Below are 25,765 nucleotides of genomic sequence, written 5' to 3' on the forward strand. Positions count from 1 at the left end.
TCGGCGAAGCCGCGGACGCCGTTGAGGGTGCCGAAGTAGTGGTCGAAGGAGCGGTTCTCCTGCATCAGGATCACCACGTGCTTGACGTCCGCCACGGTGCCGGACGTCGGCTTGGCCTTCGCCTCGGCCTCGGTGGCGCCGGCCAGACCGGTCAGGGTGGCCGCGCCGGCGGCTGCGGTGGCCGACACGAAGGTGCGGCGGCTGAGCTGGGGGGTCATCGGTCGGCCTCTCAGAAGGTGAAGGTGGCGACGGCGGCGGCGGTGTCCGAGGGCCACTCGTTGGCGGCGGCCGAGGGCTCGGGCTGCGGCCAGCCGGTGACCAGCGTGTGCGCCTCGACCAGGACCAGCCGGCCGGCGAAGTGGATCTGGTCGATCCGGTCCTGCGGCTCGGCCTTGGTGCCGCGGGTGCGCCGGGTCACGGACCAGGTGTTGCCCGGCGAGGCGGCCGGGTCGGGGTGCGCCGTCCGGTACGCGTCGACCAGTCCGGCGTTCTGCAGGGCCACGGTGACCGGCCAGTTGAGCGCGGTGACGCCGCTGTGCGCGGCGGCGGTGGCGGGCGTCCAGTCCAGGTGCGAGGGCGAGGCCAGGTCGGCGGCCAGCACCACGACCTTGCGGGCGGCGAGCTCGGCCTTCAGCAGGGCGGCCAGCGCGGTGGCCTGCTTGCCGCGGGTGGAGGCGCTCTCGCTCGCGGTGGTGGCCTCGGCGGTGCGGCCGTCCTGCACCGCGTACGGGCCGTAGTCGGCCTCGTCCAGGTGCGCGGCCCAGAACCGGATGCTGCGGTTGCCCGGCAGCTGCACGGTGACGCCGGCGGCCGGCAGCTCCGCGGTGGCTGCGGTGATCTCACCGAGCGGGTAGCGGCTGACGATGCCGACGCTCCCCGCGCTCTGGTACACGTACCAGCCGAGCGCGGTGGCCAGGGTGGTGGCGGCGGTGCCGGCGGTCTCCTGGAGCGCCACGAGGTCCAGGTTCTGGGCGAGGATCACCCGCAGCTGCTTCTCCAGCGCGTCCTCGAATCCCGCACCGGCCTTGCAGAGGTTCCAGCTGGCGGTCTTGAGGATGACCTTCTTGGTGTTGACCGGCACCTGGACGGTGATGGTGTCGGTGTTGCCCGCGGGGTCCTTCACCCCGACGGTCAGCACGGCGGGCTTGACCGGCGCGGTGTTCGGCGAGGTGCCGCTCACCGTGCCGTCGGCGGCCACCGACAGCCAGGAGTCACCGCTGATCTTGCGGAAGACCGGCGTACCGGAGGGGCGCATCCACAGCCCGCCCAGCTTGAAGCTGAACGCGGTGGCGGGCGCCACGGCGGTGGTGGTCAGCGCGTCGACGGCGGCGTGCGAGCGGGGCGCGGCGGGCTTGGGCCTGAAGCTGAAGGGCGCGCTCCGGGCGAGGATCCCGTACCCGTCCTTGGCCAGCAGGTACGCGGTGTAAGGGCCGCCGGTGAGCGCGGAGGTGTCGAGCTGGAGGTCACCGGAGGCGTCCGGGGTGTACTTCCACAGCAGCGAGGAGCCGGTGCCGGGCAGCCGGGTGCCGTCGTAGATGCCCACCCAGTTCTTCGCGTCCGGAGCATCGGTGGTCCAGTGGAAGGTGAGCTTGTCGCCTTCGGTGGGACTGGTGGGTGAGGAGAGGACGAGGGAGGATCCTGTCGCCACGGGGGTCCTGTCCGCCGCGCCGGGCTTGGGCGGCTGAGTTGAGTTGGCTGTACAACTGGGCCAATTCACTCGGGGTGCGGCGGACGGAGGATGAACGGGATGTGACCGGTCGTCGGGCGGCGCCGGAACTCCTGGCCGGTAACAGAAGGGGCAGTTCGGGGAATGCCTGACGCCCCGGCGGGGGCCGCCGGGGCGTCAGGGGGTGTCAGGGCACGGGGCGGCTCAGTGGCCGCCGCGCAGGTTGAGCACGACCACCCCGATGATGATCAGCGCGATGCCCAACCACTGGGCGCGGCCCAGGGATTCGCCGAACGCGCCGACGCCTATGCCGGCCACCGCGGCGGTGCCGGCGCCGGACCAGACCGCGTACGCGACCGAGACCGGGATGTGCTTGAGCGCGCGGCCGAGCAGCAGGAAGGAGAGCGCGTAGCCGATACCGACCCCGATGCTCGGCCAGAGCCGGGTGAAGCCCTCGGTCAGCTTGAGGCAACTGGTCGCGCAGACCTCGCTGGCGATCGCCAGGGCGAGCAGCAGGTACGGCATCAGGCGGGCCGGGGCGCGGCGAGCCGCCCGAGCAGCGCGAGGTCCGCCTCGGTCAGGCTCTCCAGCAGGGTGACCCGGTCGGCCGCGGGGATCGGCACGGTGGAGGGCACCGCCAGGACCGCGCAGCCGGCCGCGTGCGCGGAGGCCACCCCGGTCGGCGTGTCCTCGACGGCGACGCAGACGGCCGGGTCGAGGCCGAGCCGCTCGGCGGCGGCGAGGTAGGGGGCCGGGTCGGGCTTGGTGCGCTCGGTGTCCTCGGCGGCCAGGGTCACGGTGAACCACTGGCGGCCGAGGCTGTCCAGCACCAGGTCGACCACCCGGCGCGGGGAGGCCGAGACCAGCGCGGTGGGCACCTCGGCGGCCCGCAGCGCGGCCAGCAGGTCGAGCGCGCCGGGCCGGGGCGTCACCTGGGCGGCGACCTTGCCGGTGAAGGACTCGTCCAGCAGCTGGACCAGCTCCTGTTCGGCGCGGTCGGTGCCGCTGGCCCGGTGCAGGTGGGCGGCGGTGTGCTCGACGGCGCGGCCGAGCACCTCCGGCAGGTCGCGCTCGGTGAGGGTGAGGCCGAGTTCGGTGGCCAGCTCGGCGGCGCACTGCCACCAGAGGTGTTCGGTGTCGACCAGGGTGCCGTCCATGTCGAACAGGACGGCGGCGGGGCTGGGATGGGAACGGGCAGGCATGGCGGTACCTTCGGTGGAGATCGGGTGATCAGGAGGCGCGTCGGTCGACCAGCACCGGACGGTCCGGCAGGGCGATGTCGGCGGTGGAGCCTACCGGCAGGCCGGCGGCGAGCTCGGTCGCGAGGTCCGCCTTGACCTCGGTGCCGTCGGCCAGCCGGACGGTGAGCCGGGTGACCGCGCCCAGGAAGGACGCGCCGACCACCTGGGCGCGGCCGTGCAGGGCGGGGACCAGGGTGACGTTCTCCGGGCGCACCAGGACGTCCAGCTGACCGTCGGCGGGCACCGTGCCGTCTACCGGGTGGCGGCGGCCGAGCACCTCGACGCCGTCGCCGGCCCGGACGGCCGGGATCCGGCTCATGGTGCCGACGAACTCGGCGACGAAGGCGGTGGCCGGGCGCGCGTACAGCTCGGACGGGGTGGCGCACTGCTCCAGGCGGCCGGCCCGCAGGACGGCGACCCGGTCGGCCATCGACAGCGCCTCCTCCTGGTCGTGGGTCACGAACAGGGTGGTGATGGCGAGTTCCTGCTGGAGACGGCGGATCTCCTCGCGCAGGTTGAGCCGGACCTTGGCGTCGAGCGCGGACAGCGGCTCGTCGAGCAGCAGCACCCGCGGCTGCAGGGCCAGGGCGCGGGCGAGCGCGATGCGCTGCTGCTGGCCGCCGGACATCTGGTGCGGGTAGCGGTCGGCGTGCTGCGGCAGGCCGACCAGCTCCAGCAGCTCCTTGGCGCGCTTGCGGCGCTCGGCCTTGCCGGCGCCGCGCATCCGCAGGCCGAAGGCGACGTTGTCGGCGGCGGTCAGGTGCGGGAAGAGGCTGTACGACTGGAAGACCATGCCCGCGTCGCGGCGGTGCGCCGGGATCCTGGTGATGTCCTCGCCGTCGACCAGGACCTGGCCGGAGTCGTGCTGCTCGAAGCCGGCCAGGATCCGCAGCGCGGTGGTCTTGCCGCAGCCGGACGGGCCGAGCAGGGCGAGCAGCTCACCGGGGTGGACGGTCAGGTTGAGGCCGTCCAGCGCGGTGGTGGCGCCGAACGAGCGGCGCAGCGAACGGAATTCGACGGTCGCGCTGCCGGGTGCGGGCTGCACGTCGGCAACGGGGGCGGTAACCGTGGTCATGGGGGTTTCTCCGCTGGTGGTTCAGGAGTGGGCGGGCTTGTGGCGGCGCTCGCGGCCGGCGGCGGCCAGCAGGAGCAGCAGGACCCAGGTGATCAGCAGGCTGAGCACCGAGACGGCGACGGACATCTGGCCCTGGCTGTTGCCGACCGCGTAGATCCAGACCGGGAAGGGCTGGTAGCCGAGGATGGAGGCGGCGGTGAACTCGCCGAGCACCAGGGCGAGGGTCAGGAAGCCGGCGTTCAGCAGGGCGCCGCGCAGGTTCGGCAGGATCACCGTGAAGACCGAGCGGGGCCAGCTGGCGCCGCAGTTGCGGGCCGCCTCGACCAGGGTGCGGACGTCCACCGAGCGCAGTCCGGCGTCCAGCGCGCGGTAGGCGAGCGGCAGGGCCATCAGCACGTACGCGAGGACCAGGACGATCGGGAACTCGGGCTGCTGGATGAACACGAAGGTCTGGAAGAACGGCGTGTCCATCAGGTAGTCCGGGCCCCAGCGCAGCACGCCGATCATGCCGGCGGTGAGCGCCACCGGGGGCACCACCAGCGGCAGGGTGCAGAGGATCTCCAGGGCGGTGCGCAGCCGGGGCGAGCCGAGCCGGGCGGCGATCATCGCGGGCACCAGCAGCAGCAGGAGCACCAGCACGGTGGCCAGCGCCAGCTTCAGGGTCAGCCAGAGGCTGTCGGTGAAGCCCTCGGCGCCGAGCAGGCCGGTGTAGGCCTGGAAGCCGATGCCGTTGTTGTCGCTGATGGAGAACCAGATCGAGGCGCCCATCGGGACCAGGAAGTACAGCGCGGCCACCAGCAGCACGAGCGCGCGGCCGGGCTGGAACCGGGCCAGCGGGGAGCGGGAGGTCAGCTGAGCCATCGTGCGCTCCGACGCTGGAGGGGAAGGTAGACCGCCATCACCAGGACGGCGACGATGATCATGTCGAGGCTGAGGGCGAGCGCGAGGTTGCCCTGCCCGACCAGGACGTTGCCGGACAGTGCGTCCGCGATCTGGCGGCTGATCAGCGGCACGGTGGCGCCGACCATCGCGGCGGCGGTCGCGTACGCCGCGAACGCGCTGCCGAACAGCAGCACGAAGCCGCCGAGCAGCGAGGGCAGCAGGATCGGCAGGGCGACGTGCCGCCAGTACTGCAGGGAGGTGGCCCGGTTGTTCTGGGCCGCCTCGCGCCACTGGACCCGCAGGCCGTCCAGGGCGGGGGTGATGGTGAGCACCATCAGCGGGATCAGGAAGTACAGGTAGGCGACGGTCAGGCCGGTGAAGCTGTACAGCGTCCAGCCGTGGTCGGTGAGGTGGAACAGCTTGGTGAGCTCGCCGGCGTTGCCGAGGGTCGCCACGAAGGCGAACGCGAGCGGCAGGCCGCCGAAGTTGGCGAGCACGCCGGAGGCGGTCAGGACCGCCTCGCGCAGCATCCGGAACCGGCTGGTCACCACGGCCTGCGCGATCGGCAGCCCGACCAGGGTGCCGATCAGCGCGGTGATCGCGGACAGCTTGACGCTGCTGACCAGGGCGGTCCAGTAGGCGCCGGAGACCGAGTCGGAGAGGTTGGCGGTGGTGAAGGTGCCGGCGCCGGTCTCCGCGTCGTTGGAGACGGTGAAGGCGCCGATCGCGATGGCGACGGCGGGCAGGCCGAAGGCGATCGCGAAGAACACGAACAGGGGCAGGGTGGCCAGCCACGAGCCGCCGCGCGGGGCGCGGCGCTTGGCGTGGGAGCCGGGGGCGGGGGTAGCGGTGCCGGACACCCCGTGGCCGCCACTGAGCTTCTCAGTGGCGGCCGGGGTCGGCACCGGGGTGGGAGCCGTGGTCATGTCTGTGATCAGCCCGCGATCGCCTTGGTCCAGTTCTCGGTCACGACCTTCTTCGCGGCCGTGATCTGGTCCTGGGTCGGGAAGGTGGTGAAGGGCTTCTCGACGGCCGGCAGCTTGGCGGCGGCGGTGGCGTCGAGGGTGCCGTCCTTCTTCAGGGTGTCGAAGAGGGCCGGGGTGGCGTAGCCGCCGAGGAAGAGGTTCTGGCCCTCGGCGCTGAACAGGTACTCCTGCCACAGGCGCGCGGCGGCCGGGTGCGGGGCGGTCTTGTTGATCGCCTGGTTGTAGTACTGGGCGTAGGAGCCGTCGGACGGGACGGCGACCTGCCAGTCGATGCCCTTGCCCTTGAACTCGTCGGTGTAGCCGGCGTTCAGGTAGGACCAGTCGATCGAGATCGGGGTCTCGCCCTTCTCGACGGTGGCCGGGGTCGACTCGACCGGCACGAAGTTGCCGCTCTGCTTCAGCTTGGCGAAGAAGTCGATGCCGGGCTGGATGTTGTCCAGCGAGCCGCCGTTGGCGAGCGCCGCCGCGTAGACGCCGCCGAAGGCCGAGCCCGACTTGGTCGGGTTGCCGTTCAGCGCGACCTTGCCCTTGTACTCCGGCTTCAGCAGGTCCGCGAAGGTCTTCGGGCAGACCGGGATGGCCTTGGCGTCGCAGCCGATCGAGATGTAGCCGCCGTAGTCGTTGACGGTGAGGCCGGTGGCCTCCTTCATGGTGTCCGGCACCTTGTCGAAGTTGGCCACCTTGTAGGGGGCGAGCAGGCCGTCCTTGGCGGCCGAGACCGCGAAGGCGCTGCCCAGGTCGACGACGTCGGGGGCGCGGTCCTGGCCCTTGCGGGAGGTGATCGCGTTGATCTCGTCCTGGCTGGAGCCGTCCGGGTTCTCGTCCTCGATCTCGATGCCGTACTTGGCCTTGAACGAGTCCATGATCTTGCCGTAGTTCGCCCAGTCCTTGGGCAGCGTGATGACGTGCAGCTTGCCCTCCTTCTTGGCGGCGGCGACCAGGGCGTCCATGCCGCCGAAGTCGGCGGCCGACGTGGCGTCCTTGGCCTCCTTCTTCGCACCGGCGGCCGTGTCACCGGACTTGGCGGACGTCCCCGCCGAGCCACAGGCGGAGAGGGAGAGTGCGGCGGCGGTCAGTACGGCCGCGAGGGCGGCGGCACGAGGGCGGTGCACGGTCACTGGTGGTTCTCCTGAATGAGGTGTACAGGCGGGGAGTTTCGAATCAGGGGGTCAGCTGACGCTGGGCCAAGTTGGCTGGCCAACTTGTGCTGACGGGGGTAAGTACGCCCGAGCCCGGTGACGGGAAGGTGAACGGATGGCCCAGAACAGGGGGCGGCTGCCGGAACGGTCGAATCCCGTCCGTCCACGGAGATCCGCAGCGGCTACAGTCGGTGGCGTCCCGCGCGACACCAATGCCCGGGCCAGCGCCCGAGGAGGGACCTTGACCGACATGGCACTCGACCAGGACCGCGCCGCCGGCTCGCTCTACCGCAAGGTGGCCGCCGACCTGCGGGAAGCGATCACCTCCGGCAGCTTCGGGGAGGCCGGCCGGCTCCCGGCCGAGGGCGCGCTGGCCGAGCAGTACGGGGTCTCCCGCGGCACCGTCCGCCAGGCGCTGGCGATGCTGCGGGCCGACGGCCTGGTCACGTCGCGTCGCGGTACCCGCCGGGTGGTGCTCGGCACCGCCCGGGTACAGAGCTTCTCGGAGCTGCTCAGCTTCACCCACTGGGCCCGCTCGATGGGGGAGGAGCCCGGCGGCCGCCTGGAGTCGCTGATCCGCCGGCCCGCGGACGCCGCCGAGCGCGAGCACCTGCGCCTGGAGCCCGGCACCGAGGTGTACGTGACCCTGCGGCTGCGCACCCTTTCCGGCATCCCGGTGATGGTCGAGCGCACCGTCTATCCGCCCCGGGTCGGCGAGGTGGTGGCCGAGCTGCCCGCCGACGTGGTCTCGCACACCGAGCCGCTGCGCGAGCACGGCATCCTGTTCACCGACGCCGACCACACCATCGACGTGGTCGCGGCCAACGCCGACGACGCCCGGCTGCTCGGCTGCCGCCGCGGCAGCCCGCTGCTGCGCGAGAAGCGGCGGACCACCGACCCCACCGGCACCCCCGTCGAGTGGTCCCAGGACCGTTACCTGCCGGGCACGGTGGCCTTCAGCATCCACAACTCGCTGGCCTCCTCCGCGCTCTCGCGGCACGCCCGGGAGAGCGACTGACGGAGCGTGCGACGCGCGGGGCGTTCGGCCGGACGCCCCGGATTTCCGAGGGGTTACCGCTAGGCTGCTGCGGCCAGTGTGATGATCTGCCTTGAGGGGATGCGACGATGACGTCCAGTCAGGAACACGCCGACGGCGGGCGGGACCAGGGTGAGTGGGAGCGCCTCGGCGTCGACACCACCGCACCGCACTCCGCCCGGGTCTACGACTACTGGCTGGGCGGCAAGACCAACTTCGCCCCCGACCGGGCCATGGGCCAGGCGTTCGAGCAGGCCATCCCCAGCATCCGGGAGATGGCCAAGGAGAACCGCGCCTTCCAGGGCCGCGCCGTCCGCTACCTGGCCCAGGAACTCGGCCTGCGCCAGTTCCTCGACCTGGGCACCGGCATCCCCACCTCCCCCAACACCCACGACATCGCCGAGGCCGTCAGCCCCGGCACCCGGGTGGTGTACGTCGACAACGACCCGATCGTGCTGGCCCACGCCCGCGCGCTGATGTCCTCCGCCCCCGGCAGCCGCACCACCTACATCCACGCCGACCTGCGCAAGCCCGCCGAACTGCTGGCCGACCCCGAACTGACCGGCACCCTCGACCTCGACGAGCCGGTCGGCCTGCTGCTGATCGCAGTCCTGATGCTGGTCGCCGACCAGGACGACCCGTGGGGCAAGGTCGCCGAACTGCGCGACTCCCTCCCGTCCGGCAGCTGCATCGCGCTCACCCACCCGACCCAGGACTTCGACCCCGAGACGGTGGCCACCGTCGCCGCCGCGGCCCAGCAGGGCGGCATGACCCTGGTGCCGCGCACCCGCGAGGAGGTCACCCGGTTCTTCGACGGCTGGGAACTGCTGGAGCCGGGCGTCTCCCCGGTGATGGCCTGGCGCCCCGACGGCGAGCCCCCGGCCGACCCGACCGCCGCCTACTACTGGGGCGCGGTCGCCCGCAAGAAGTGACCCCGCCGGGGGCGGGCCGGCCCGGCCCGCCCCCCGGGGGTCGCGGCTAACCGGCCCCCACGATCGCGTCGTGCACTGCGCAGGGCGGTCGCCGGCCGGGCGCCGGGGCCCGGTACAGGACGCGGTCGCGCAGCCGCCCGGTCCACGGCTCGGCCGCCGACGCCCGCCTGACCAGCGCGTGCCGGCTGCGCCCCGCCCGAAGGTGCCCGCGGTACTCGGTGACGAGCACGCTCCCGTCGCCGAGCAGCAGCCGGAGCTTCTCCTCCACCCGGCAGAAGTGGCAGTCCGCGCCCGGCGGCAGCACGAACCTGCGGCCCTCCGGGTGCTGGGCGTCGGGCATCGCGATGACCATCAGCGCACCGGTCGGCACCACGCACAGGCCGAGCACCTGCGGGCCCTCGGCCGCCGCGACCGCGGTGATCAGCCGGTCGAACCCGGGCCCGTCGATCACGGCGATCCGGGCCGTCATCTCCCGCACCGAGGACCGCAGGGCGAGGACCGCCGCCACCAGCGACACCGCCGCCGTGACCGGCAGGCCCCAGCCCGAGCCGACGTCGTGCACCAGCCAGAGCACCGCGACGTTCAGCAGCAGCAGGTACGCCACGGTGGCCCGCAGCCCGGACGGCCACATCCGGACCGCCACGTAGTTGGCGAGCAGGAAGGCGTTCACCGCCACCAGGAAGCCCGCGTCGAAGGCGGTCACACCGGCCCCCCGGGCCCGCTCCGCCGTCCGGTCCCCGTCATCCGCGCTCCCCCGGCAGCTGTGGTGGATGTCCGCGCGTCCAGGATGGCACGCGGGCCGCCGCCGGGGGACCGTTCCGGGCGACCGGCCGCGCGGGCGGCGCGGCCGGTCGCCCGGCGGGGTCAGCGCATCAACTCGGCCAGCAGCGGCCGGAAGTGGGCGAACGGCGGGGTCGGCGCATCGGCCTCCTTCGCCTGCTCGTCCCAGCGGCGGACGGCCACCGCGTCCTCGGCGCCGGGCAGCGCCGCGAACCGGGCCGCCTGCGCCTCGTCCATCGGGCCGCCCTGCACCTGGAGGGTGTACTCGGAGGCCTCCGACAGCCGCTCCCGGTAGCCGGGCTCGACCGCGCACAGGTAGCGCTTGGCCGCCACGTGCAGCCGGACCGGCTCGGTCACCTCGGGGCCGAACCAGCGGCCCAGCCACTCGGCGCCGGTGTGGCTGTGCCGGTTGTCCCGGCCCTGCATCAGCTCCAGGCCGGTGCCGTCGAAGTGGCCGACGTCGTGCAGCAGCGCGGCCGCGACCAGGTGCGCGGGCGCCCCGGCGGCCTCGGCCAGCGCACCGGCCTGCATCATGTGCTGCGCCATGGTGACCTCCTCGCCGAGGTACTCGGCCGCACCCTCGCCCTCGAACAGCTGCTCAAGGGTGTCCAGTGCGGCGGTCTGCCGGTGCAGCACTGCGAGGGTGCTGGCGAGCGAGTCCAGGTCGGCGTAGCAGCCCTGGAGGTGGCGGTGGCCGTCCTGCTCGAAGGCGGTCCGGGCGTGCAGCAGCCGGGTGTTGTCGAAGACCAGGCAGTCGCCGTGGCCGAGCCGGAAGGTCAGCTGGAGCTCGGGCCGCAGCGTGATCGCGGCGAACCGGCGGTAGGCGGCGTAGAAGGCGTCCAGCTCGGCGGGCGGCAGCCGCAGCGTGCCGATCGACCGGTTGTTGAAACGCACCTCGCGGATCCGCCCCAGCGGGTCGGTCCCGATCAGCGGCCGCTCGGCGAGCAGTTCGGTGCGCCGGTCGCGGAAGACGAACGGGACCGGGGTGGCGGTGAGCGTCGCGAAGTCCTCCGGGTGCTCGGTGCGCAGCAGGTCGGCCGCGCGGAAGCCGTCCACCAGCCCGGAGTCGCCGCCGGTGGCGTCGTTGCGCAGGCAGTGCAGCAGCTGGAGGGTGGGCACCGGGTCGCGGTAGGGGTTGTCGGTGTGCGGTGCGATGGCGGCGCTGGTGAAGGCCAGGTTGTTGGGGTCGGGCTCGATCCGCACGTCGAACAGCTCGCCGTAGTTGGTCTCCCGGACGTAGCCGAAGCTGCGGGCCACCGCCAGCACCTGGCGCTCCTCGCCCGGCACCCCGCGCAGCACCGCGAAGCCCAGGTGCCGGACCGCGCCGAGCACGGCGGCGCGCTCCGCCGGGTCCGCGAGGTAGGCCGCCCAGTCCGCCTCCGGGATGCCGCGCCCGAACTCCGCCGCCTCCCACAGCCGCTTGCCCTGCTCGGTCCGCCCGTCGCCCTCGCCCTGCTCGGCCAGCCAGCCGAGCGGGTACGAGGAGCGGTGGCCGTCCGACCAGACCACGTGCAGCACCCCGTCCTGCTCCACCTGCTCGGTGCAGCTCAGGTGGTCGGGCAACTCGCCGATCTGGAACAGCTTCTGCCCGTTGCGCGGGTCGCGGCACCTGGTGCACGGGCAGTTGTCGCGCAGCCAGTACGGGGACAGGGTCACGTCTCTCGACTCCTCACGGTGGGTCAGTTGTACATACAACTTTCCTGCACCTCGACCCTGCCGAAGCACGGTGATGCCGGCGGGTCCGGCAGATGTCCGGCAGGCGAACAGCGGCCGCTGGGAGCGGTAACGATCCGGCCGCGCCATTGCGGGTGATTCGCTGCATTCCGGGCCGCCGGCCCGGACGGTGCCCTCCCGGCCTGGTGGGATGGTGTGCGGTGACCGCGCCGAGGGGGAGAAGCGATGTCGGACGTACTCAAGGAACCGCCCTACCCGATGCCGGAGTTGCCGGTCCGACCGCGCTCCGGCCGGCGCTGGGCCTGGACCGGGGTGGCCGTGGCGCTCGGCGTCGCCGTGGTGGCGGTGGTGTGCGCGGGGGACCGGCAGGGGCCGTCCCGCTACCGGTTCGAGCCGCCGCCCACCTTCCACGGGCTGCCGCTCGCTCCACGCGAGGAGGCCGACCGCCTGTTGGCGGCGCTCGGTGAGCCGGCCGGGCCCGGCGACTTCGCCGCGGTGTACGCGGATCCCGGCACGCCCGGCCGGGTCGTGGCGGTGCTCGGCCACGTGCAGCGCTTCCCCGATCCCCGAGCGGCGCTCGACACCCGGCTGGCGCGGAACCCGTGGGTGTACGACGGGGTGCTCCCGGTGGACCCGGGCCCGCTCGGCGGTGCGATGGTCTGCGGCGAGGAGGGCGGCCCGACCGGCCCGGTCGGGTCCTGTCTCTGGTACGACGAGGGGATGACGGCGTCCTATGCGGAGATCGGCGGCGTCCGCGCCCCCGACGGGCACGGACCGGCCGACGGCGCCCGGCAGCTGCGGTCGCTGGCGGAGCAGCCACGCTGACCGGCGGTCCGCCCGCATTGGGCTGTAGACCCCGGCGGGTCGGTCAGGCGCGCCAGGCGGCGAGCAGGTCGGCCGGGCCGAGGTGGAGGTCGGGGGTGACCCCGGAGTGCAGGCCGGCCGGGCAGACGGTGACCAGCCGTGCGTCGGCCGCGTCGGGGACCACGGTCCGTGCCAGCGCGAGCTCGTGCAGCTCGCCGGGTGTGACCGGCTTGCGCTCGCGCCACTTGACGGTGCCGAGGGCGGTGGTGCGGCGGGCCCGGGCGCTGCGTGCCACCAGGTCGTACTCGTGGGCGTTGTCCCTGGTCCACCAGCTGCCGATGTCATCGGCGCCTTCGAGCACCGGGAGGCCGGGGGCGAGTCGGCGGACCGCCTCGTGGACCAGGGGTTCGATCGCCTTGCCGCGCCAGGTGGTCCAGTCCCGGCGGAAGGCGTCGACGGCGATGTCCGAGCGGCCACGGGAGATCTGGGGCACCTGCTGCTCGACGAACCGGAACCAGAACCGCAGGTACGGATCCTCGATCCGGTAGCGCCGGAGCCGGCTGTTGTCCCCGGCCCCCACGGGGGTGTCGACCGCGACCACGCCAAGTAGCTCCGTGAATCCTCAGGGTCGCGCTACGGTCGCCTCCCATGCCTCCCCGGCGGCGTCCAAGGCCGCGGCGGGGTCCGTGCCGAGGGCCGTGGCCAGGGCCGCGAGGGTGGCCAGGACGGTGTCCGGGGTGGCGGCCGGGCCGTAGTGGTTGACCCGGAGCATGGTGGCGGCGAGCGGGCCGCCGCCGGGCTGGAGCGGGACGGTGGGGTCGGCGCGCAGTGCGGCGGCGGTCAGCTCGGCCGCGTTCAGGGCCGGCGGGGTGCGCAGGGTGGTGGCCACCGGGGCGGCGTCCCGGTCGCGCGGCACGTACGGGGCGAGCGGGGCGAGGGCGCGGGCGCCGGCCCGGGTGGCGGCGGCCGCGGCGCGGTGCCGGGCGAGGTTGGCGGGCAGGCCCTCGGCGTCGATCCGGTCCAGGCAGGCCTCGAGCGCGAGCATCTCCAACTGGGCCGGGGCGTGCGGCAGGGCGGTGCGCCCGGCGTCCGTCCAGCGCTCCTTCCAGTCCAGCAGCGAGAGGTACGAGCGGCGCGGCGCGGCCGGGTTGGCGGTGATCCGCTGCCAGGCGCGCGGGCCGACCGCGACCGCCGAGACGCCGGCCGGACCGCCCATCGCCTTCTGCCCGCCGATCACGCACAGGTCGACGCCCCACTCGTCGGTGAGCACCGGCTCGGCCGCCACCGAGGCGACCGCGTCCAGCATCAGCAGGGCGCCGTGCGCGCGGACCACGGCGGCGATCTCCGCGACCGGGTTGGTGTTGCCGGTCGCGGCCTCGGCGTGCACCAGCGAGACGAAGTCGGTCTCCGGGCGGTCCCGCAGTGCCTCGGCGACCTGCCCGGCCGAGACCGCGGTGTCGTACGGGACCGCCAGGTCGGCCACCTCGGCTCCGCAGTCGCGCAGCCAGCCGCCGAAGGTCTGCCCGTAGGGGCCGGTGACGATGTTCAGCGCGGTGGAGCCGGGGTGGGCGGCGCCGCGGATCGCGGCCTCCAGCGGCAGCAGGGCCTCGCCCTGGGTGATGATCACGTCCGCGGAGGTGTGCAGCAGCGCGGCCACCCGGTCCTCGATCGCGGCGAACCGTGCTGCGCTCAGTGGCGGGAGGTCCAGGAACGGGCTCATGGCGACGGCCTTTCGGGTACGGACGGACACCGGGCCAGTCTGCCGCACCGCACCCTGCCGCCGGGCGGAGCGGTCTCGGTAGAGTGCGGCGCATGAGCGACGGTGCGGTGCTGCACATCAGGGGCCGGGTGCTGGTCGGGCCAGAGGAGGTCCGGGACGAGCTGTGGGTGGTCGACGGCCGGGTGACCTTCGACCGGCCGGTGTCCGCGGCGGACGTCCGGACGGTCACCGGCTGGGTGCTGCCGGGCCTGGTGGACGCGCACTGCCACGTCGGCCTGGACGCGCACGGCGCGGTGGACGCGGCGACCAGCGAGAAGCAGGCGCTGACCGACCGGGACGCCGGCACCCTGCTGATCCGGGATGCCGGTTCGGCCGCCGACACCGGGTGGATCGACGACCGCGAGGACCTGCCCAGGATCATCCGGGCCGGCCGGCACATCGCCCGTACCCGCCGCTACATCCGCAACTACGCCCACGAGATCGAGCCGGGCGACCTCGCCGCGTACGTCCGGGCCGAGGCCCGGCGCGGCGACGGCTGGGTGAAGCTGGTCGGCGACTGGATCGACCGGGACCGCGGCGACCTGGCGGCCTGCTGGCCGGGCGACGCGCTGAAGGAGGCGATCGCCGCCGCGCACGAGGAGGGCGCCCGGGTCACCGCGCACTGCTTCGCCGCCGAGTCGCTGCCGGACCTGCTGGCCGCCGGGATCGACTGCATCGAGCACGCCACCGGGCTGACCGAGGAGTTGATCCCGCAGTTCGCCGAGCGGCAGGTGGCGATCGTGCCGACGCTGGTCAACATCGCCACCTTCCCGGGCCTGGCGGCGGGCGGTGAGAGCAAGTTCCCGGCCTGGTCGGCGCACATGCGGCGGCTGCACGAGCGCCGCTACGAGACGGTCGGCGCGGCCCGGGACGCCGGCATCCCGATCTTCGTGGGCACCGATGCGGGCGGCTCGCTGGCGCACGGCCTGGTCGCCGAGGAGACCGCCGAGCTGGTCAAGGCCGGACTGTCGGCCAACGAGGCGCTGGCGGCGGCCAGTTGGCGGGCCCGGGAGTGGCTGGGCCGGGACGGCCTGACCGAGGGTGCCCCGGCCGACCTGGTGGTCTACGACCAGGACCCGCGCGCGGACATCCGGGTGCTGGCCGATCCCCGGCTGGTGGTGCTCCGCGGGCGGATCGTCCGCTGACGTTGGGCCGATAGGGTGGCGGGCATGGCACCGCGTCCCCTCCACGAGATCGTCGAACCTGGCTGGGCCAAGGCCCTGGAGCCCGTCTCCGGGCGGGTGGCCGCCATGGGCGACTTCCTGCGCGCCGAGCTGGCCGCCCGCCGGACCTACCTGCCCGCCGGGCCGAACGTGCTGCGCGCCTTCCAGCAGCCGTTCGACCGGGTCCGGGTGCTGATCGTCGGTCAGGACCCTTACCCGACCCCGGGGCACGCGGTGGGGCTGAGCTTCTCGGTGGCGCCCGAGGTGCGGCCGATCCCGGGCAGCCTGGTCAACATCTTCCAGGAGTACGGGCACGACCTGGGCTTCCCGCCGCCGTCCAACGGCGATCTGACGCCGTGGACCGAGCAGGGCGTGCTGCTGCTCAACCGGGCGCTGACCACCGCGCCCGGCAAGCCGGCCGCGCACCGGGGCAAGGGCTGGGAGGAGGTCACCGAGCAGGCGATCCGGGCGCTGGTGGCGCGCGGCGGCCCGCTGGTGGCGATCCTCTGGGGCCGCGACGCCCGCAACCTGCGGCCGCTGCTCGGGCAGGTGCCGTCGGTGGAGTCCGCGCACCCGAGCCCGATGTCGGCCGACCGCGGCTTCTTCGGCTCCCGGCCGTTCAGCCGGGCCAACGACCTGCTGGTCCGGCAGGGCGCGCAGCCGGTGGACTGGCGCCTGCCGTAGGCCGTGCCCGAGACCGCACCCCTCCCGGACGCTAGGGGAGGGGGATCCGGGTGAGCGGCTTGGCGGGCGTTCCCTTCAGGGCGCCCTCCACCGCGTCGCGCCAGACCGGACCGGCGACGGTGCCGCCCGAGGCGGAGCCGACGTTCTTCCCTCCGATCCGGCGGTTGTTCAGCGAGGCCGGCTGGTCGGTGTCGGCGACGACGGTGGCCGCGGCCAGCTCGGCCGTGTAGCCGACGAACCAGACCTGCTTGGAGCCGTTGGTGGTGCCGGTCTTGCCGGCGCTGTCGCGGTCGTCGAGGCCGGCCGCGGTGCCGGTGCCGTCCTGGACGACACCCCGCAGCAGGGTGGTGAGGGTGTCCGCGGTGGTGGCCGACATCGCCTCCGAGCAGTTGGCCTTCGGCACGGCCAGCGCCTTGCCGTCCGCCGTGGTCACCGAGTCGATCGCGACCGGCCGGCAGTAGGTGCCGTGGGCGGCGAAGGCCGCGTAGGCGCCGGCCATGTCCAGCGGGCTGAGGCTGTTGCTGCCGAGCGCTATGGACGGCACGGCGTCCAGCTTCTGGCCGCCGGCCTGCTGGGAGATGCCCAGCCGGTTGGCGGTCTGCACGACGGTGCACAGGCCGATCTCGCCCTCCAGCGCGGCGAAGTAGGTGTTCACCGACTTCGCCATCGCCGGGCCCATGGTGAACGGTCCGACCTGGTCGCTCTCGTCGTTGTGCACCTCGCCGCTCTGCGGGTAGCGCCCGCCCTCGCAGTTCTTCATGGCCGGCCACGGCATGCTCGCCGGCGCGGGGTACGACTGCGCGGGGGTGCGCCCGCTCTCCAGCGCGGCGGCGGCCACGATCGGCTTGAAGGTCGAGCCGGTGGGGAAGCCGAGCCCGCCGCCCATCGGCTTGCCGACGTTCAGGTTGATCTGGGTCTGGTCGGTGCCCAGCCCGTACGGGCGGCTCTGGCCCATCGCCAGGATCCGGCCGGTGCCGGGCTGCACCACGGTCATCGCCGCGGCGGCCTGGTCGGAGGGGTAGGCGTGGGCGGTGACGGAGGCCTGGACCGCCTGCTGGGCCTTGGGGTCGAGGGTGGTGTGGATCTGCAGGCCGCCGCGGGCCCACCGGGCCTGGCGTTCGGCGGCGGTGGCGCCGAAGGCCGGGTCGGTGGTGAGCAGCTTGTGGACGTAGTCGCAGAAGAAGCCCTCGCCCTGGGCGGCCGTGATGCAGCCCTGCCGGGCCCGGCTGACGGCGAGGGTGACCGGTTCGGCGATGGCGGCGTCGGCCTGGGCGCGGGTGATGCTGCCGTACTCCGCCATCTTGTCGAGCACCGTGTCGCGGCGGGCCTTGGCCGCCTTGGGGTTGACCACTGGGTCGTAGCCGGTGGGGGACTGCACCAGACCGGCCAGCAGGGCGGCCTGGGCGAGGGTGAGGTCGCTCGCGTGGACGCTGAAGTAGCGCTGGGAGGCCGCCTCGATGCCGTACGCCTGCTCACCGAAGAAGGTGATGTTCAGGTAGTCGGTGAGGATCTCGTCCTTGCTGAGGGTCTCCTCCAGCTTGATCGCGTACTTCATCTCCTTGACCTTGCGGCCGAGGGTCTGCGCCTGGGCGGCCTGGACGGCCTGCGGGTCGTCGCCGGCCTGGTCGACGAAGACGTTCTTGACGTACTGCTGGGTCAGGGTGGAGGCGCCCTGGGAGATCTCGCCGCTGGCGGCGTTGCGGTTGACCGCCCGCAGCACGCCCTTCAGGTCGACCGCGCCGTGCTGGTAGAAGCGGTTGTCCTCGATGTCCACCAGCGCGGCCTTCAGGAGCGGGGAGATCCGCTCGCTCGGCACCACGGTGCGGTCCCGCTGGTAGACCGTCGCGATCACCTGGCCGCTCGCGTCGTAGACCGTGGACGCCTGGGAGAGCGGGGGCGTGGTGAAGTCGTCCGGCAGGTCGTCGAAGTCGGAGACGGCCTCCTTCGCGGCCAGTCCGACGCTGCCGACGGCGGGCAGCGCCAGGCCGGCGAGCAGGACGCCCGCGACGGTGCTGACGGCGACCAGCCGGGCGACGAGGGAGGCGGCGTAGGCGGTGCGGCGTATCGAGGAGCGGGATCGTGGCGAGGGCATGGATCCGAGCGTAGACAGAGGAGATGAGACGACGGGCCGGTCGGGGCCGCTGGTTCGTCACAGGACCGCCACAGAATGGGGAGTCGGCCGTTCCGGTGGCTCTTGACGGGCAGTCTCACTCGAACGGGTGAAATGGCTTTCTGTGTTACTCATGTGACTGATCGTTCGATGAGACTGGCGGCAGTCGAGAGCACAAGCCCCTCCCCCCTGGCCGCTGCGGTGTCAGCCCCCACGGGGTGAGCCAGGAGCGCGCTCTGCCACATCCGCCACCCGTGGGGGTACCGCCATGTCCTCAGTCCTGCGCACGGCCGCCGCCGCCGGCCTCGCCGCGTCCGCCCTGACCCTCGCCCTGCCGCTGCCGGCGGCATCCGCGGCGCCGGGCGCCGGCAGCCCCGGCCGGGCCACCGCCGTGACCGCCGAACTCGCCCTGGACGTCCGCCTGCTCGACCAGGTCGACGTACCGGTCGACGTCTCGCTGAACCGGGTGCAGAGCCCCGCCCAGCAGAACGGCTCGGTACTCACCGCCAAGGTAGACGGCGTCGACCAGGGCCGCCCGGTCACCCTGCTCAAGGCGGACCTCGGCAGGTCCGCCACCAGTGCGGACGAGCACGGCGCCGCCGCCTCCGTCCGGCTGGTCGACGCCGACCTGCACGCCCCCGGCCTGCCCGGCACCGCGCTGCTCGGCCTGGAGGCGCTCAGTGCGGAGGTGACCTGTCCCGTCGACGGCCCGCCCACCGCCAAGGTGGTCGCCCCGGCCAAGGTCACGGTGCTCGGCAAGTCGGTCACGGCGGGACTGAACGGGCCGAGCCACGTCGAGGTGCCGGGCGTCGGGGTGGTCGACATCCAGTTCTCCCGGAAGACCACCACCTCCTCGACCGCCGCGGCCTCGGCGCTGGAGGCCACCGTCGACGTCAACCCGCTGAACCTGAACGTCGCCCGGGTGAGCGGCCGGATCACCATCGCCTCGGTCAGCTGCGAGAAGCCGGTCCCGGCGCCCGCCTCGTCCGCCGCACCCGTCCCGTCCGCCTCACCCGCCACCACCGCGGCCCGGCCGGTCCCGGCCCCGGACCGCTCCGAGTCGCTCGCCTCCACCGGCAGCAGCGGAACCCTCCCGGTGCTCGCGGGTGGGGCGACGCTGCTGGTGACGGGCGCGGCCGCACTCTGGATGACCCGCCGCCGCCGGGCCCACGCCCGCCGCCACTGAGCCCCGCCGTCCACGGCCGCGTCCGCATCGCGGGACTGGCACTCTCCTACCGTGAGCGTGCCGCTGCGGTCCGTTGGTTCACATGGGCGTTACATAGGAGGAACAACCGGGAAACGGCGGCTTGCGACGCTACGCGGGCACCCACCACCCAAGCAGTGAGGTTCACCGCAATGGCAATCAAGGCCGAGTACATCTGGATCGACGGCACGCAGCCGACCGCCAAGCTCCGTTCCAAGACTCGGATCCTGGCCAACGCGGACAAGCTGCCGACCTGGGGCTTCGACGGCTCGTCGACCAACCAGGCCGAGGGCCACGCCTCGGACCGCGTACTCGAGCCGGTCGCCTCCTTCCCGGACCCGATCCGCGGCGGTGACAACATCCTGGTGCTGTGCGAGGTCAACGAGACCGACGGCACCCCGCACGTCTCCAACACCCGCGCCCTGCTGCGCCCGATCGCCGAGCAGTTCGCCGCCCAGGAGTCGATCTTCGGCATCGAGCAGGAGTACACCTTCTTCAAGGGCTCGCGCCCGCTCGGCTTCCCCGAGGGCGGCTTCCCGGCCCCGCAGGGCGGCTACTACTGCGGCGTCGGCGCCGAGGAGGTCTTCGGCCGCGAGATCGTCGAGCTGCACCTCGACCGCTGCATCGAGGCCGGCCTGGCCATCTGCGGCATCAACGCCGAGGTCATGCCCGGCCAGTGGGAGTTCCAGATCGGCCCGGTCGACGCGCTGACCGTCTCCGACCACCTGTGGGTCGCCCGCTACCTGCTCTACCGCACCGCCGAGGAGTTCGGCATCGACGCCACCCTGGACGCCAAGCCCGTGCGCGGCGACTGGAACGGCGCCGGCGCCCACACCAACTTCTCCACCAAGGCCATGCGTGAGGGCTACGACGCCATCATCACCGCCTGCGAGTCGCTCGGCACCTCGCAGGAGAAGGTCCTGGAGCACGTCAAGCAGTACGGCTTCGGCATCGAGTCCCGCCTGACCGGTCTGCACGAGACCGCCCCGTGGAACGTCTACTCCTACGGCGTCTCCGACCGCGGCGCCTCGGTCCGCATCCCGTGGCAGGTCGAGGTCGAGCAGAAGGGCTACATCGAGGACCGCCGCCCGAACGCCAACGTCGACCCGTACGTGGTGACCCGCCTGCTGGTCAACACCTGCTGCTCCGCCCTGGAGAAGGCCGGCCAGGTCTGATCCGAGGCCCCCAGCGCCCGACGCGCCCGCCGGTCCCCTCCCACACCCGTGGGAAGGGGACCGGCGGGCGCGCGGCCGTGTGCCCCGCCGTCAGCCGGTGCGCCCGCGCGCCGGGCCGGCCGACCCGGACCTTCTCTAGGGTGGCCCCATGGACGACTTCACGCCCGAACAGGTGGCCAGGGGCCGCGCCCTGCGGCGGGCCCAGGTGCCGTGGCTGCTCGGCGGGCGGCTGGCCGGGCTGCTGCTCTCCCTGGTGCTCGGGCTGACCGCCGCCGGGGCCGGGCTGGTGACCGCGGCGGGCGGCCTGTTCGGCGGCTCGCGGACCGCCGAGGTGCTGGCCGGCGCCGCCGCGCTGGTGCTGTTCGGGCAGTTGATCGGTCTGCCCGCCGCCGCCCGGGTCCGGGTGGTGCGCGCCCGCTTCGGACTGGTCACCCAGGGCTGGGGCGGCTGGGTGGTGGACCGGCTGCGCGGCCTGGGCCTGACCCTGCTGCTCGGACTTCCGCTCGCCTACGGGCTGTACGCGCTGACCGACCGGTCGCCGGACCGCTGGTGGGTGCCGGCCGCCGGGGCGGCGGCGCTGCTCACGGTGGCGCTGTCGTTCCTGCACCCGCTGGTGTTCGAGCCGCTGTTCAACCGGTTCACCCCGATGCCGCCCGGCCCGCTGCGCGACGCCCTGCTGGGCCTCGCCGGGCAGGACGGCGTCCGGGTCCGCGAGGTGCTGGTGGCCGACGCCTCCCGCCGCACCACCGCGCTCAACGCCTACGTCTCCGGGTTCGGCGCCACCCGGCGGATCGTCGCGTACGACACGCTGCTGACGGCCGCCGAACCGCGGGAGGTGGAGCTGGTGGTCGCCCATGAACTCGGCCACGTCAAGCACCGCGACGTGCTGACCGGCACCGTGCTCGGCGCGCTCGGCGCGGCGCTGGCGGTGGTGGTGATCGGCCTGCTGACCGGGTGGGGGCCGCTGCTCGACGCGGCCGGGGCGAGCGGCCCGGCCGATCCGCGGTCGCTGCCGCTGATGGCCGCCGTCGCGGCGCTGACCGGCGCCCTGAGCGGGCCGGCGCAGTGCGCGGTGAGCCGCCGCATCGAGGCCAGGGCCGACCTGCACGCGCTCGAACTGACGGCGGACCCGGAGCAGTTCATCGCGATGCAGCGCCGGCTGGCGGTCACCAACAGCTCCGACGTCGACCCGCCCCGGCTGCTGGAACTGCTCTTCGCCACCCACCCCGCCGCGGTCCGGCGGATCGCCGCGGCCCGGACCTGGCAGCGCGCGCGGGCCTGAAACCCGTTGGCGCGGCCGCCGGGTGTGCCGGAGAATCCGGGCACAGCCACCAGGGGGGTCGGTACCGCATGCCAAACGCACCGCAGCCGGGAGCGGGCCCGCGACCGCTGCTGATGCTCGACGTCGACGGGCCGCTCAACCCGTACACGGCGAAGCCGCACCGCCGCCCGGCGGGCTACCTCACCCACCGCGTCAGGCCGGCCTCCTGGATCGCCCGGCAGACCGACCGTTCACCCGGGTACGCCAAGCCGCTGCGGGTGTGGCTGCACCCGGGGCACGGCCCGGCGCTGCTGGCGCTGCCGTACGACCTGGTCTGGGCGACCACCTGGAAAGGCGAGGCCGGCGAGCACCTCGCGCCGCTCCTCGGCCTGCCCGAACTCCCGTACATCGACTGGCCGTCCATGCACCACGGCGACCCGGACGACCTGCACTGGAAGACCCGCCACCTGGTCGCCTGGGCCGCCGGCCGGCCGTTCGCCTGGGTGGACGACGAGCTGACCCCGCGGGACACCGCGTGGATCGCCGCCCACCACCCCGCCCCGGCGCTGACCCTGCTCGTCGACCACCGGACCGGCCTGCAGCCGGCCGACTTCGCGCTGCTCGCCGACTGGGCGGGCACCCTCACCGGGGCCGACGCCCCCGGAGCGGCCGGGTGAACCCGGGCACCGTCCGCTCCCTGCACCGGTACCCGGTCAAGTCGATGCTGGGCGAGGAGATCCCCGAGGCCCTGGTCACCGATCGCGGGCTGCACGGGGACCGGACGCTCGCCCTGCTGGACACCGCCACCGGCCGGATCGCCAGCGCCAAGCAGCCGCGGCGCTGGCAGCGGCTGCTGGCCCACTCCGCCGTCCACACCGGTGCGGGGGTAAGGATCCACGGCCCCGACGGGGAGGTGCTGGACGGGGACGACCCGAAGGCCGGCCGCGCGCTGTCCGAGCGGCTCGGCCGCCCGGTGACGCTGATCGGCAGCCGTCCGCCCGGCGCCGTACTGGAGCGGGCCGTGCCCGATGAGGTGCTGCGGCTCGGCGCCGACGCCGAGGTGGACCACACCGTCCACGCGTTCGGCTCCGCCGCACCGCCCGGCACCTTCTTCGACCACGCCCCGCTGCACCTGCTGACCACCGCGACGCTGGAGGAGATCGCCCGGCTCGCCCCGCGCGGCACCGTCGAGGCCGCCCGCTACCGGCCCAACCTGGTGATCGACACCGGCCCGGCCGAGGGCTTCCCCGAGAACTCCTGGGTCGGCCGGTGCCTGCGGATCGGCCCGCGGCTGCGGATCCGGGTGCTGCTGGCCACCCCGCGCTGCGCGGTGCCGACCCTGGCCCACGGCGTCCTGCCGCGCGACCCCGACGCGCTGCGGGTACCGGCCCGGCACAACCGGATCGAGCCGCTGGCCGGACTCGGCCCGCTGCCGTGCGCCGGGGTGTACGCCGAGGTGCTGCGGCCGGGGCCGGTCAGCCGGGGGGACGCGGTCCGGTTCGACTGACCCCGGCCTGCCCGTCCGCGGCCCGCCCGGTCACCGCCCGGTCACCGCCCGGGTCAGAGCGGCCAGGAACCGGTCGGTGGTGTCCGGGTCGCGGACCGCGATCCGCAGCCAGTCGGGCCCGAGCCCGGGGAAGGTGTCGCCGCGGCGGACGGCGAACCCGTCGGCCCGCAGCCGCTCCCGGACGGCGGCGGCGCCGTCCAGCTCCACCAGCACGAACGAGGCGGCCGGCGCGCCGTGCACCCGTACCCCCGGCACCGACGCCAACCCGCGCAGCAGGTGGTCGCGGTGGGCGGCGGTGGTGACCGCGGCCCGGTCCGCCTCGGCCAGCGCGGCGGGTGCGCTGCAGATCTCGGCGGCGGCCAGCGCGGGCGAGGAGACCGGCCACAGCGGCTGGGCGGCGGCGAGTTCGGCGATCAGCGCGGCCGGGCCGAGCACGTAGCCGATCCGCAGCCCCGCCAGGCCCCAGGTCTTGGTGAGGCTGCGCAGCACCACCAGCCGCCCGGGCAGTCCGCGCACCGCCGCCAGGGACTCCCGCTCGCCCGGGTCGGTGTCCATGAAGGCCTCGTCGACCACCAGGGTCCGTCCGGGCCTGGCCAGCGCGCCCAGCGCGGCGGCCGGATGCAGCACGGAGGTCGGGTTGGTCGGGTTGCCGACCACCACCAGGTCGGCCTGCTCGGGTACGGCGCCGGGCCGTAGCCGGAAGCCGTCCGCGGCGGTGAGCAGCGCCCGGTGCACGGGGTGCCCGGCGTCCCGCAGGGCGGCCTCGGGTTCGGTGAACTGCGGGTGCACCACGACGGCGTGACGCGGCGCCAGTACCCGGGCCAGCAGCACGAAGGCCTCGGCGGCGCCGGCGGTCAGCAGGACCTCCTCGACCGGCCGGCCGTGCCGGGCGGCCACGGCGGCCCGCGCGGCCCGCTGGTCGGGGTAGGCGGCGAGGGCGGTGAGGGTGTCGGCGAGGTGGTCGCGCAGCCACCGCGGCGGTGTGCCGGTACGGACGTTGACGGCCAGGTCGACCAGCCCGGGGGTGCGGACCTCGGCGTCCCCGTGGTGGCGCAGGTCGGGTTCGGCCGGCCCGCCGGGCGCGGCGAGGGCCACCGTGGCCAGGGCCGATCTGCGCTTGGTGACCAGCAGGGTGCCGCCGGAGCCGAGCAGTGCCGCCGCCTCCGCGACGCCCGGGGTGCCGACGGCGGCCAGCGCCGCGGTGGACGGGTGCGGGACCGGCACCCGGGCCAGCTCCTCGGCGGGGTGGCCGGTCAGCGGCACACCGAGTTCGGCGGCGGCCGCGCGCAGGCCGGGCTCGGCGGTGCGCGCGTCCAGGGTGGCGAGCCGGGCGATCTCGTGCCGGGCGCGGCCGGCCTCGGCGAGCACCGAGTCGACCAGGGCGAGGACCTCCGCGCAGCTGACGCCGCGGCGGGCGCCGAGGCCGACGGTCAGTGAGGGTCCCTTCACCGGGTCCGCCCTTCTCGAAAACGACCTGGTCGTCGGCGTCGAAATCCCACCACGGGGGCGACGGGCGGGTCAATCGGCGGGGCTGTGAGCTTCGCCGCGCCCCGGGGTGCCCGGCCGGGCCGGATCTGGCCCGTGCACGACAAATTGGCGGTGAGCGTTCGCCTGTTCTTCATGTCCGGGGCGCGGCCGAGTCCACCGGCTCCCCCCTAGGGTTGCGGCGCTCCAAATCCGCTCGCACGCCCGTCACTTCTGTCCGGAGGACAGTCATGACCGCCGACCAGGCGCCCAAGCGCAACCGTCGCTCCCTCACCGCGCTGGCCGGGGCCGTCGCCCTCGCCGCCACCTCCGCCGGCCTGTGGGCCGCCACCGGTTCGACCGCGCAGGCCGCGGCCCTGCCCGCCCCCGACCACGTGGTCGTCGTGGTGATGGAGAACCACGCCTACACCCAGGTGATCGGCAGCTCCAGCGCCCCCTACCTGAACAACACCCTGAAGGCCGGAGGCGCCAGCCTCACCCAGTCCTACGGCCTCACCCACCCCAGCGAGCCCAACTACTACATGCTGTTCTCGGGCTCCAACCAGGGCCGCACCGACGACGGCTGCGTCGGCGTCGGCTCGATCTCGGCGCCCAACCTGGCCTCCGAGCTGATCGCCGCCGGCAAGTCCTGGGCCAGCTACAACGAGACCCTGCCGAGCCAGGGCTCGACCGTCTGCAGCAGCGGCAAGTACGCGCAGAAGCACAACCCGTGGTTCGGCTTCTCCAACGTGCCGACCAACACCGCCAAGACCATGACGCAGTTCCCGACCGACTACACCACGCTGCCCAAGGTCTCCTTCGTGGTGCCGAACCTGTGCAGCGACATGCACGACTGCTCGGTCTCCACCGGCGACACCTGGATCAAGAACAACCTGGGCGCGTACGCCACCTGGGCCCAGACCCACAACAGCATCCTGGTCGTCACCTTCGACGAGGACAACAAGCTGTCCGGCAACCGCATCCCGACCGTCCTGTACGGCCAGCACGTCACCCCGGGCAGCTCCAGCAGCACCACCTACAACCACTACAACGTGCTGCGCACCCTGGAGGACCTGGCGGGCCTGTCCGCGCACGCGGGCAACGCCGCCTCCGCCTCCGACCTCACCGGCATCTGGAACTGACATGCCGAGCTCGGTGTAGAGCGGGCCGAGCACCTTGTCACCGTGGAGCTGGGCGGCGGCGATCAGGACCCGGACCGGGCC

General features: G+C 73.8%; 25 protein-coding genes and 1 pseudogene. 11 read left to right on the forward strand and 15 right to left on the reverse strand.

Annotated features, from left to right (window positions below; genetic code table 11):
- The 8 genes from AB0D08_RS33600 to AB0D08_RS33635 all read right to left on the reverse strand — a co-directional run.
- Nucleotides 1-218 (reverse strand): alkaline phosphatase family protein (locus tag AB0D08_RS33600; protein ID WP_359894046.1); only part of this gene is annotated, 218 nt, incomplete at its 3' end.
- Between the two features lie 11 nt (nucleotides 219-229).
- Nucleotides 230-1,648, reverse strand: coding sequence for a hypothetical protein (locus AB0D08_RS33605; RefSeq protein ID WP_359894048.1), 1,419 nt, complete (start codon nucleotides 1,646-1,648; stop codon nucleotides 230-232).
- Nucleotides 1,649-1,870: 222 nt separating this feature from the next.
- Nucleotides 1,871-2,191, reverse strand: coding sequence for a multidrug efflux SMR transporter (locus tag AB0D08_RS33610; protein WP_033826257.1), 321 nt, complete (start codon nucleotides 2,189-2,191; stop codon nucleotides 1,871-1,873).
- Nucleotides 2,191-2,868: an HAD family phosphatase gene (locus AB0D08_RS33615; RefSeq protein WP_033826256.1), complete on the reverse strand. Its 678-nt coding sequence runs from the start codon at nucleotides 2,866-2,868 to the stop codon at nucleotides 2,191-2,193. Before AB0D08_RS33615 ends, AB0D08_RS33610 begins: the two co-directional genes overlap by 1 nt.
- Nucleotides 2,869-2,896: 28 nt before the next feature.
- Nucleotides 2,897-3,982, reverse strand: coding sequence for an ABC transporter ATP-binding protein (locus AB0D08_RS33620; RefSeq protein ID WP_051814486.1), 1,086 nt, complete (start codon nucleotides 3,980-3,982; stop codon nucleotides 2,897-2,899).
- 21 nt (nucleotides 3,983-4,003) lie between these two features.
- Entirely contained in the window at nucleotides 4,004-4,843 is an 840-nt protein-coding gene (locus AB0D08_RS33625; protein ID WP_149038722.1) for an ABC transporter permease subunit, read from the reverse strand.
- A complete protein-coding gene (locus tag AB0D08_RS33630) occupies nucleotides 4,831-5,790 on the reverse strand; it encodes an ABC transporter permease (RefSeq protein WP_051814484.1) in 960 nt (319 codons plus the stop codon). Before AB0D08_RS33630 ends, AB0D08_RS33625 begins: the two co-directional genes overlap by 13 nt.
- A gap of 8 nt (nucleotides 5,791-5,798) precedes the next feature.
- Nucleotides 5,799-6,968: an ABC transporter substrate-binding protein gene (locus AB0D08_RS33635; RefSeq protein ID WP_033826255.1), complete on the reverse strand. Its 1,170-nt coding sequence runs from the start codon at nucleotides 6,966-6,968 to the stop codon at nucleotides 5,799-5,801.
- Nucleotides 6,969-7,239: 271 nt separating this feature from the next.
- Here AB0D08_RS33635 and AB0D08_RS33640 point away from each other — a divergent pair, with 271 nt between their 5' ends.
- Nucleotides 7,240-8,007, forward strand: a complete 768-nt coding sequence (locus AB0D08_RS33640; RefSeq protein ID WP_033826269.1) for a GntR family transcriptional regulator — start codon at nucleotides 7,240-7,242, stop codon at nucleotides 8,005-8,007.
- A gap of 107 nt (nucleotides 8,008-8,114) precedes the next feature.
- The gene (locus AB0D08_RS33645; RefSeq protein WP_359894049.1) at nucleotides 8,115-8,957 is read left to right on the forward strand and encodes an SAM-dependent methyltransferase; all 843 of its coding nucleotides are present in this window, start codon (nucleotides 8,115-8,117) and stop codon (nucleotides 8,955-8,957) included.
- A 46-nt stretch (nucleotides 8,958-9,003) separates the two neighbouring features.
- Here AB0D08_RS33645 and AB0D08_RS33650 read toward each other — a convergent pair whose 3' ends face one another.
- Together AB0D08_RS33650 and AB0D08_RS33655 are read right to left on the reverse strand one after the other, a co-directional pair.
- A complete protein-coding gene (locus AB0D08_RS33650; protein ID WP_033826254.1) occupies nucleotides 9,004-9,660 on the reverse strand; it encodes a hypothetical protein in 657 nt (218 codons plus the stop codon).
- A 161-nt stretch (nucleotides 9,661-9,821) separates the two neighbouring features.
- Entirely contained in the window at nucleotides 9,822-11,393 is a 1,572-nt protein-coding gene (locus AB0D08_RS33655; RefSeq protein ID WP_359894050.1) for a TauD/TfdA family dioxygenase, read from the reverse strand.
- Nucleotides 11,394-11,636: 243 nt separating this feature from the next.
- On the opposite strand from AB0D08_RS33655, the gene AB0D08_RS33660 reads away from it, so the two are divergent.
- The gene (locus AB0D08_RS33660) at nucleotides 11,637-12,236 is read left to right on the forward strand and encodes a hypothetical protein (protein WP_033826253.1); all 600 of its coding nucleotides are present in this window, start codon (nucleotides 11,637-11,639) and stop codon (nucleotides 12,234-12,236) included.
- Nucleotides 12,237-12,279: 43 nt separating this feature from the next.
- Here AB0D08_RS33660 and AB0D08_RS33665 read toward each other — a convergent pair whose 3' ends face one another.
- On the reverse strand, nucleotides 12,280-12,816 hold the full coding sequence (locus AB0D08_RS33665) for a DUF234 domain-containing protein (protein WP_051814482.1): 537 nt from the start codon (nucleotides 12,814-12,816) through the stop codon (nucleotides 12,280-12,282).
- Nucleotides 12,817-12,837: 21 nt separating this feature from the next.
- Nucleotides 12,838-13,935, reverse strand: a complete 1,098-nt coding sequence (locus tag AB0D08_RS33670; RefSeq protein ID WP_359894058.1) for an aminotransferase class V-fold PLP-dependent enzyme — start codon at nucleotides 13,933-13,935, stop codon at nucleotides 12,838-12,840.
- A gap of 92 nt (nucleotides 13,936-14,027) precedes the next feature.
- On the opposite strand from AB0D08_RS33670, the gene AB0D08_RS33675 reads away from it, so the two are divergent.
- Both AB0D08_RS33675 and AB0D08_RS33680 read left to right on the forward strand, forming a co-directional pair.
- Entirely contained in the window at nucleotides 14,028-15,119 is a 1,092-nt protein-coding gene (locus AB0D08_RS33675) for an amidohydrolase family protein (RefSeq protein ID WP_033819724.1), read from the forward strand.
- Between the two features lie 24 nt (nucleotides 15,120-15,143).
- Nucleotides 15,144-15,821: a uracil-DNA glycosylase gene (locus AB0D08_RS33680; protein WP_033819723.1), complete on the forward strand. Its 678-nt coding sequence runs from the start codon at nucleotides 15,144-15,146 to the stop codon at nucleotides 15,819-15,821.
- 31 nt (nucleotides 15,822-15,852) lie between these two features.
- Here the strand turns inward: AB0D08_RS33680 and AB0D08_RS33685 are convergent, their stop codons facing one another.
- Nucleotides 15,853-17,913 carry a transglycosylase domain-containing protein gene (locus tag AB0D08_RS33685; RefSeq protein ID WP_359894053.1) on the reverse strand — a complete coding sequence of 687 codons (2,061 nt, stop codon included), beginning with the start codon at nucleotides 17,911-17,913 and terminating at the stop codon, nucleotides 15,853-15,855.
- Nucleotides 17,914-18,199: 286 nt separating this feature from the next.
- Here AB0D08_RS33685 and AB0D08_RS33690 point away from each other — a divergent pair, with 286 nt between their 5' ends.
- From AB0D08_RS33690 to AB0D08_RS33710, 5 genes are all read left to right on the forward strand, one after another.
- A complete protein-coding gene (locus AB0D08_RS33690) occupies nucleotides 18,200-19,117 on the forward strand; it encodes an SCO1860 family LAETG-anchored protein (RefSeq protein ID WP_359894055.1) in 918 nt (305 codons plus the stop codon).
- A gap of 170 nt (nucleotides 19,118-19,287) precedes the next feature.
- Entirely contained in the window at nucleotides 19,288-20,310 is a 1,023-nt protein-coding gene (glnII, locus tag AB0D08_RS33695) for a glutamine synthetase (RefSeq protein ID WP_033819721.1), read from the forward strand.
- Between the two features lie 148 nt (nucleotides 20,311-20,458).
- Entirely contained in the window at nucleotides 20,459-21,592 is a 1,134-nt protein-coding gene (locus tag AB0D08_RS33700; protein ID WP_033819720.1) for a M48 family metallopeptidase, read from the forward strand.
- A 68-nt stretch (nucleotides 21,593-21,660) separates the two neighbouring features.
- A complete protein-coding gene (locus tag AB0D08_RS33705) occupies nucleotides 21,661-22,248 on the forward strand; it encodes a hypothetical protein (RefSeq protein WP_051812120.1) in 588 nt (195 codons plus the stop codon).
- Nucleotides 22,245-23,078, forward strand: coding sequence for an MOSC N-terminal beta barrel domain-containing protein (locus AB0D08_RS33710; RefSeq protein WP_233288987.1), 834 nt, complete (start codon nucleotides 22,245-22,247; stop codon nucleotides 23,076-23,078). The genes AB0D08_RS33705 and AB0D08_RS33710 overlap by 4 nt, the downstream gene beginning before the upstream one ends.
- A gap of 30 nt (nucleotides 23,079-23,108) precedes the next feature.
- On the opposite strand, the gene cobC is transcribed toward AB0D08_RS33710, so the two are convergent.
- Nucleotides 23,109-24,527: an Rv2231c family pyridoxal phosphate-dependent protein CobC gene (cobC, locus tag AB0D08_RS33715; protein WP_082526410.1), complete on the reverse strand. Its 1,419-nt coding sequence runs from the start codon at nucleotides 24,525-24,527 to the stop codon at nucleotides 23,109-23,111.
- A gap of 266 nt (nucleotides 24,528-24,793) precedes the next feature.
- Here cobC and AB0D08_RS33720 point away from each other — a divergent pair, with 266 nt between their 5' ends.
- Nucleotides 24,794-25,684, forward strand: coding sequence for an alkaline phosphatase family protein (locus AB0D08_RS33720; RefSeq protein ID WP_033819718.1), 891 nt, complete (start codon nucleotides 24,794-24,796; stop codon nucleotides 25,682-25,684).
- Between the two features lie 3 nt (nucleotides 25,685-25,687).
- Here the strand turns inward: AB0D08_RS33720 and AB0D08_RS33725 are convergent.
- Nucleotides 25,688-25,765 (reverse strand): annotated as a pseudogene (locus tag AB0D08_RS33725) (disulfide bond formation protein DsbA); the annotation flags it as partial.

This window comes from Kitasatospora sp. NPDC048540, from assembly GCF_040651175.1.
In the GTDB taxonomy this organism is placed as follows: Bacteria; Actinomycetota; Actinomycetes; order Streptomycetales; family Streptomycetaceae; genus Kitasatospora.

Coding starts and splice junctions, on each gene's coding strand:
- AB0D08_RS33610 (WP_033826257.1), bottom strand. CDS start 2,191: ATGCCGTACCTGCTGCTCGCCCTGGCGATCGCCAGCGAGGTCTGCGCG.
- AB0D08_RS33615 (WP_033826256.1), bottom strand. CDS start 2,868: ATGCCTGCCCGTTCCCATCCCAGCCCCGCCGCCGTCCTGTTCGACATG.
- AB0D08_RS33620 (WP_051814486.1), bottom strand. CDS start 3,982: ATGACCACGGTTACCGCCCCCGTTGCCGACGTGCAGCCCGCACCCGGC.
- AB0D08_RS33625 (WP_149038722.1), bottom strand. CDS start 4,843: ATGGCTCAGCTGACCTCCCGCTCCCCGCTGGCCCGGTTCCAGCCCGGC.
- AB0D08_RS33630 (WP_051814484.1), bottom strand. CDS start 5,790: ATGACCACGGCTCCCACCCCGGTGCCGACCCCGGCCGCCACTGAGAAG.
- AB0D08_RS33640 (WP_033826269.1), top strand. CDS start 7,240: ATGGCACTCGACCAGGACCGCGCCGCCGGCTCGCTCTACCGCAAGGTG.
- AB0D08_RS33645 (WP_359894049.1), top strand. CDS start 8,115: ATGACGTCCAGTCAGGAACACGCCGACGGCGGGCGGGACCAGGGTGAG.
- AB0D08_RS33660 (WP_033826253.1), top strand. CDS start 11,637: ATGTCGGACGTACTCAAGGAACCGCCCTACCCGATGCCGGAGTTGCCG.
- AB0D08_RS33670 (WP_359894058.1), bottom strand. CDS start 13,935: ATGAGCCCGTTCCTGGACCTCCCGCCACTGAGCGCAGCACGGTTCGCC.
- AB0D08_RS33675 (WP_033819724.1), top strand. CDS start 14,028: ATGAGCGACGGTGCGGTGCTGCACATCAGGGGCCGGGTGCTGGTCGGG.
- AB0D08_RS33680 (WP_033819723.1), top strand. CDS start 15,144: ATGGCACCGCGTCCCCTCCACGAGATCGTCGAACCTGGCTGGGCCAAG.
- AB0D08_RS33685 (WP_359894053.1), bottom strand. CDS start 17,913: ATGCCCTCGCCACGATCCCGCTCCTCGATACGCCGCACCGCCTACGCC.
- AB0D08_RS33690 (WP_359894055.1), top strand. CDS start 18,200: ATGTCCTCAGTCCTGCGCACGGCCGCCGCCGCCGGCCTCGCCGCGTCC.
- glnII (WP_033819721.1), top strand. CDS start 19,288: ATGGCAATCAAGGCCGAGTACATCTGGATCGACGGCACGCAGCCGACC.
- AB0D08_RS33700 (WP_033819720.1), top strand. CDS start 20,459: ATGGACGACTTCACGCCCGAACAGGTGGCCAGGGGCCGCGCCCTGCGG.
- AB0D08_RS33705 (WP_051812120.1), top strand. CDS start 21,661: ATGCCAAACGCACCGCAGCCGGGAGCGGGCCCGCGACCGCTGCTGATG.
- AB0D08_RS33720 (WP_033819718.1), top strand. CDS start 24,794: ATGACCGCCGACCAGGCGCCCAAGCGCAACCGTCGCTCCCTCACCGCG.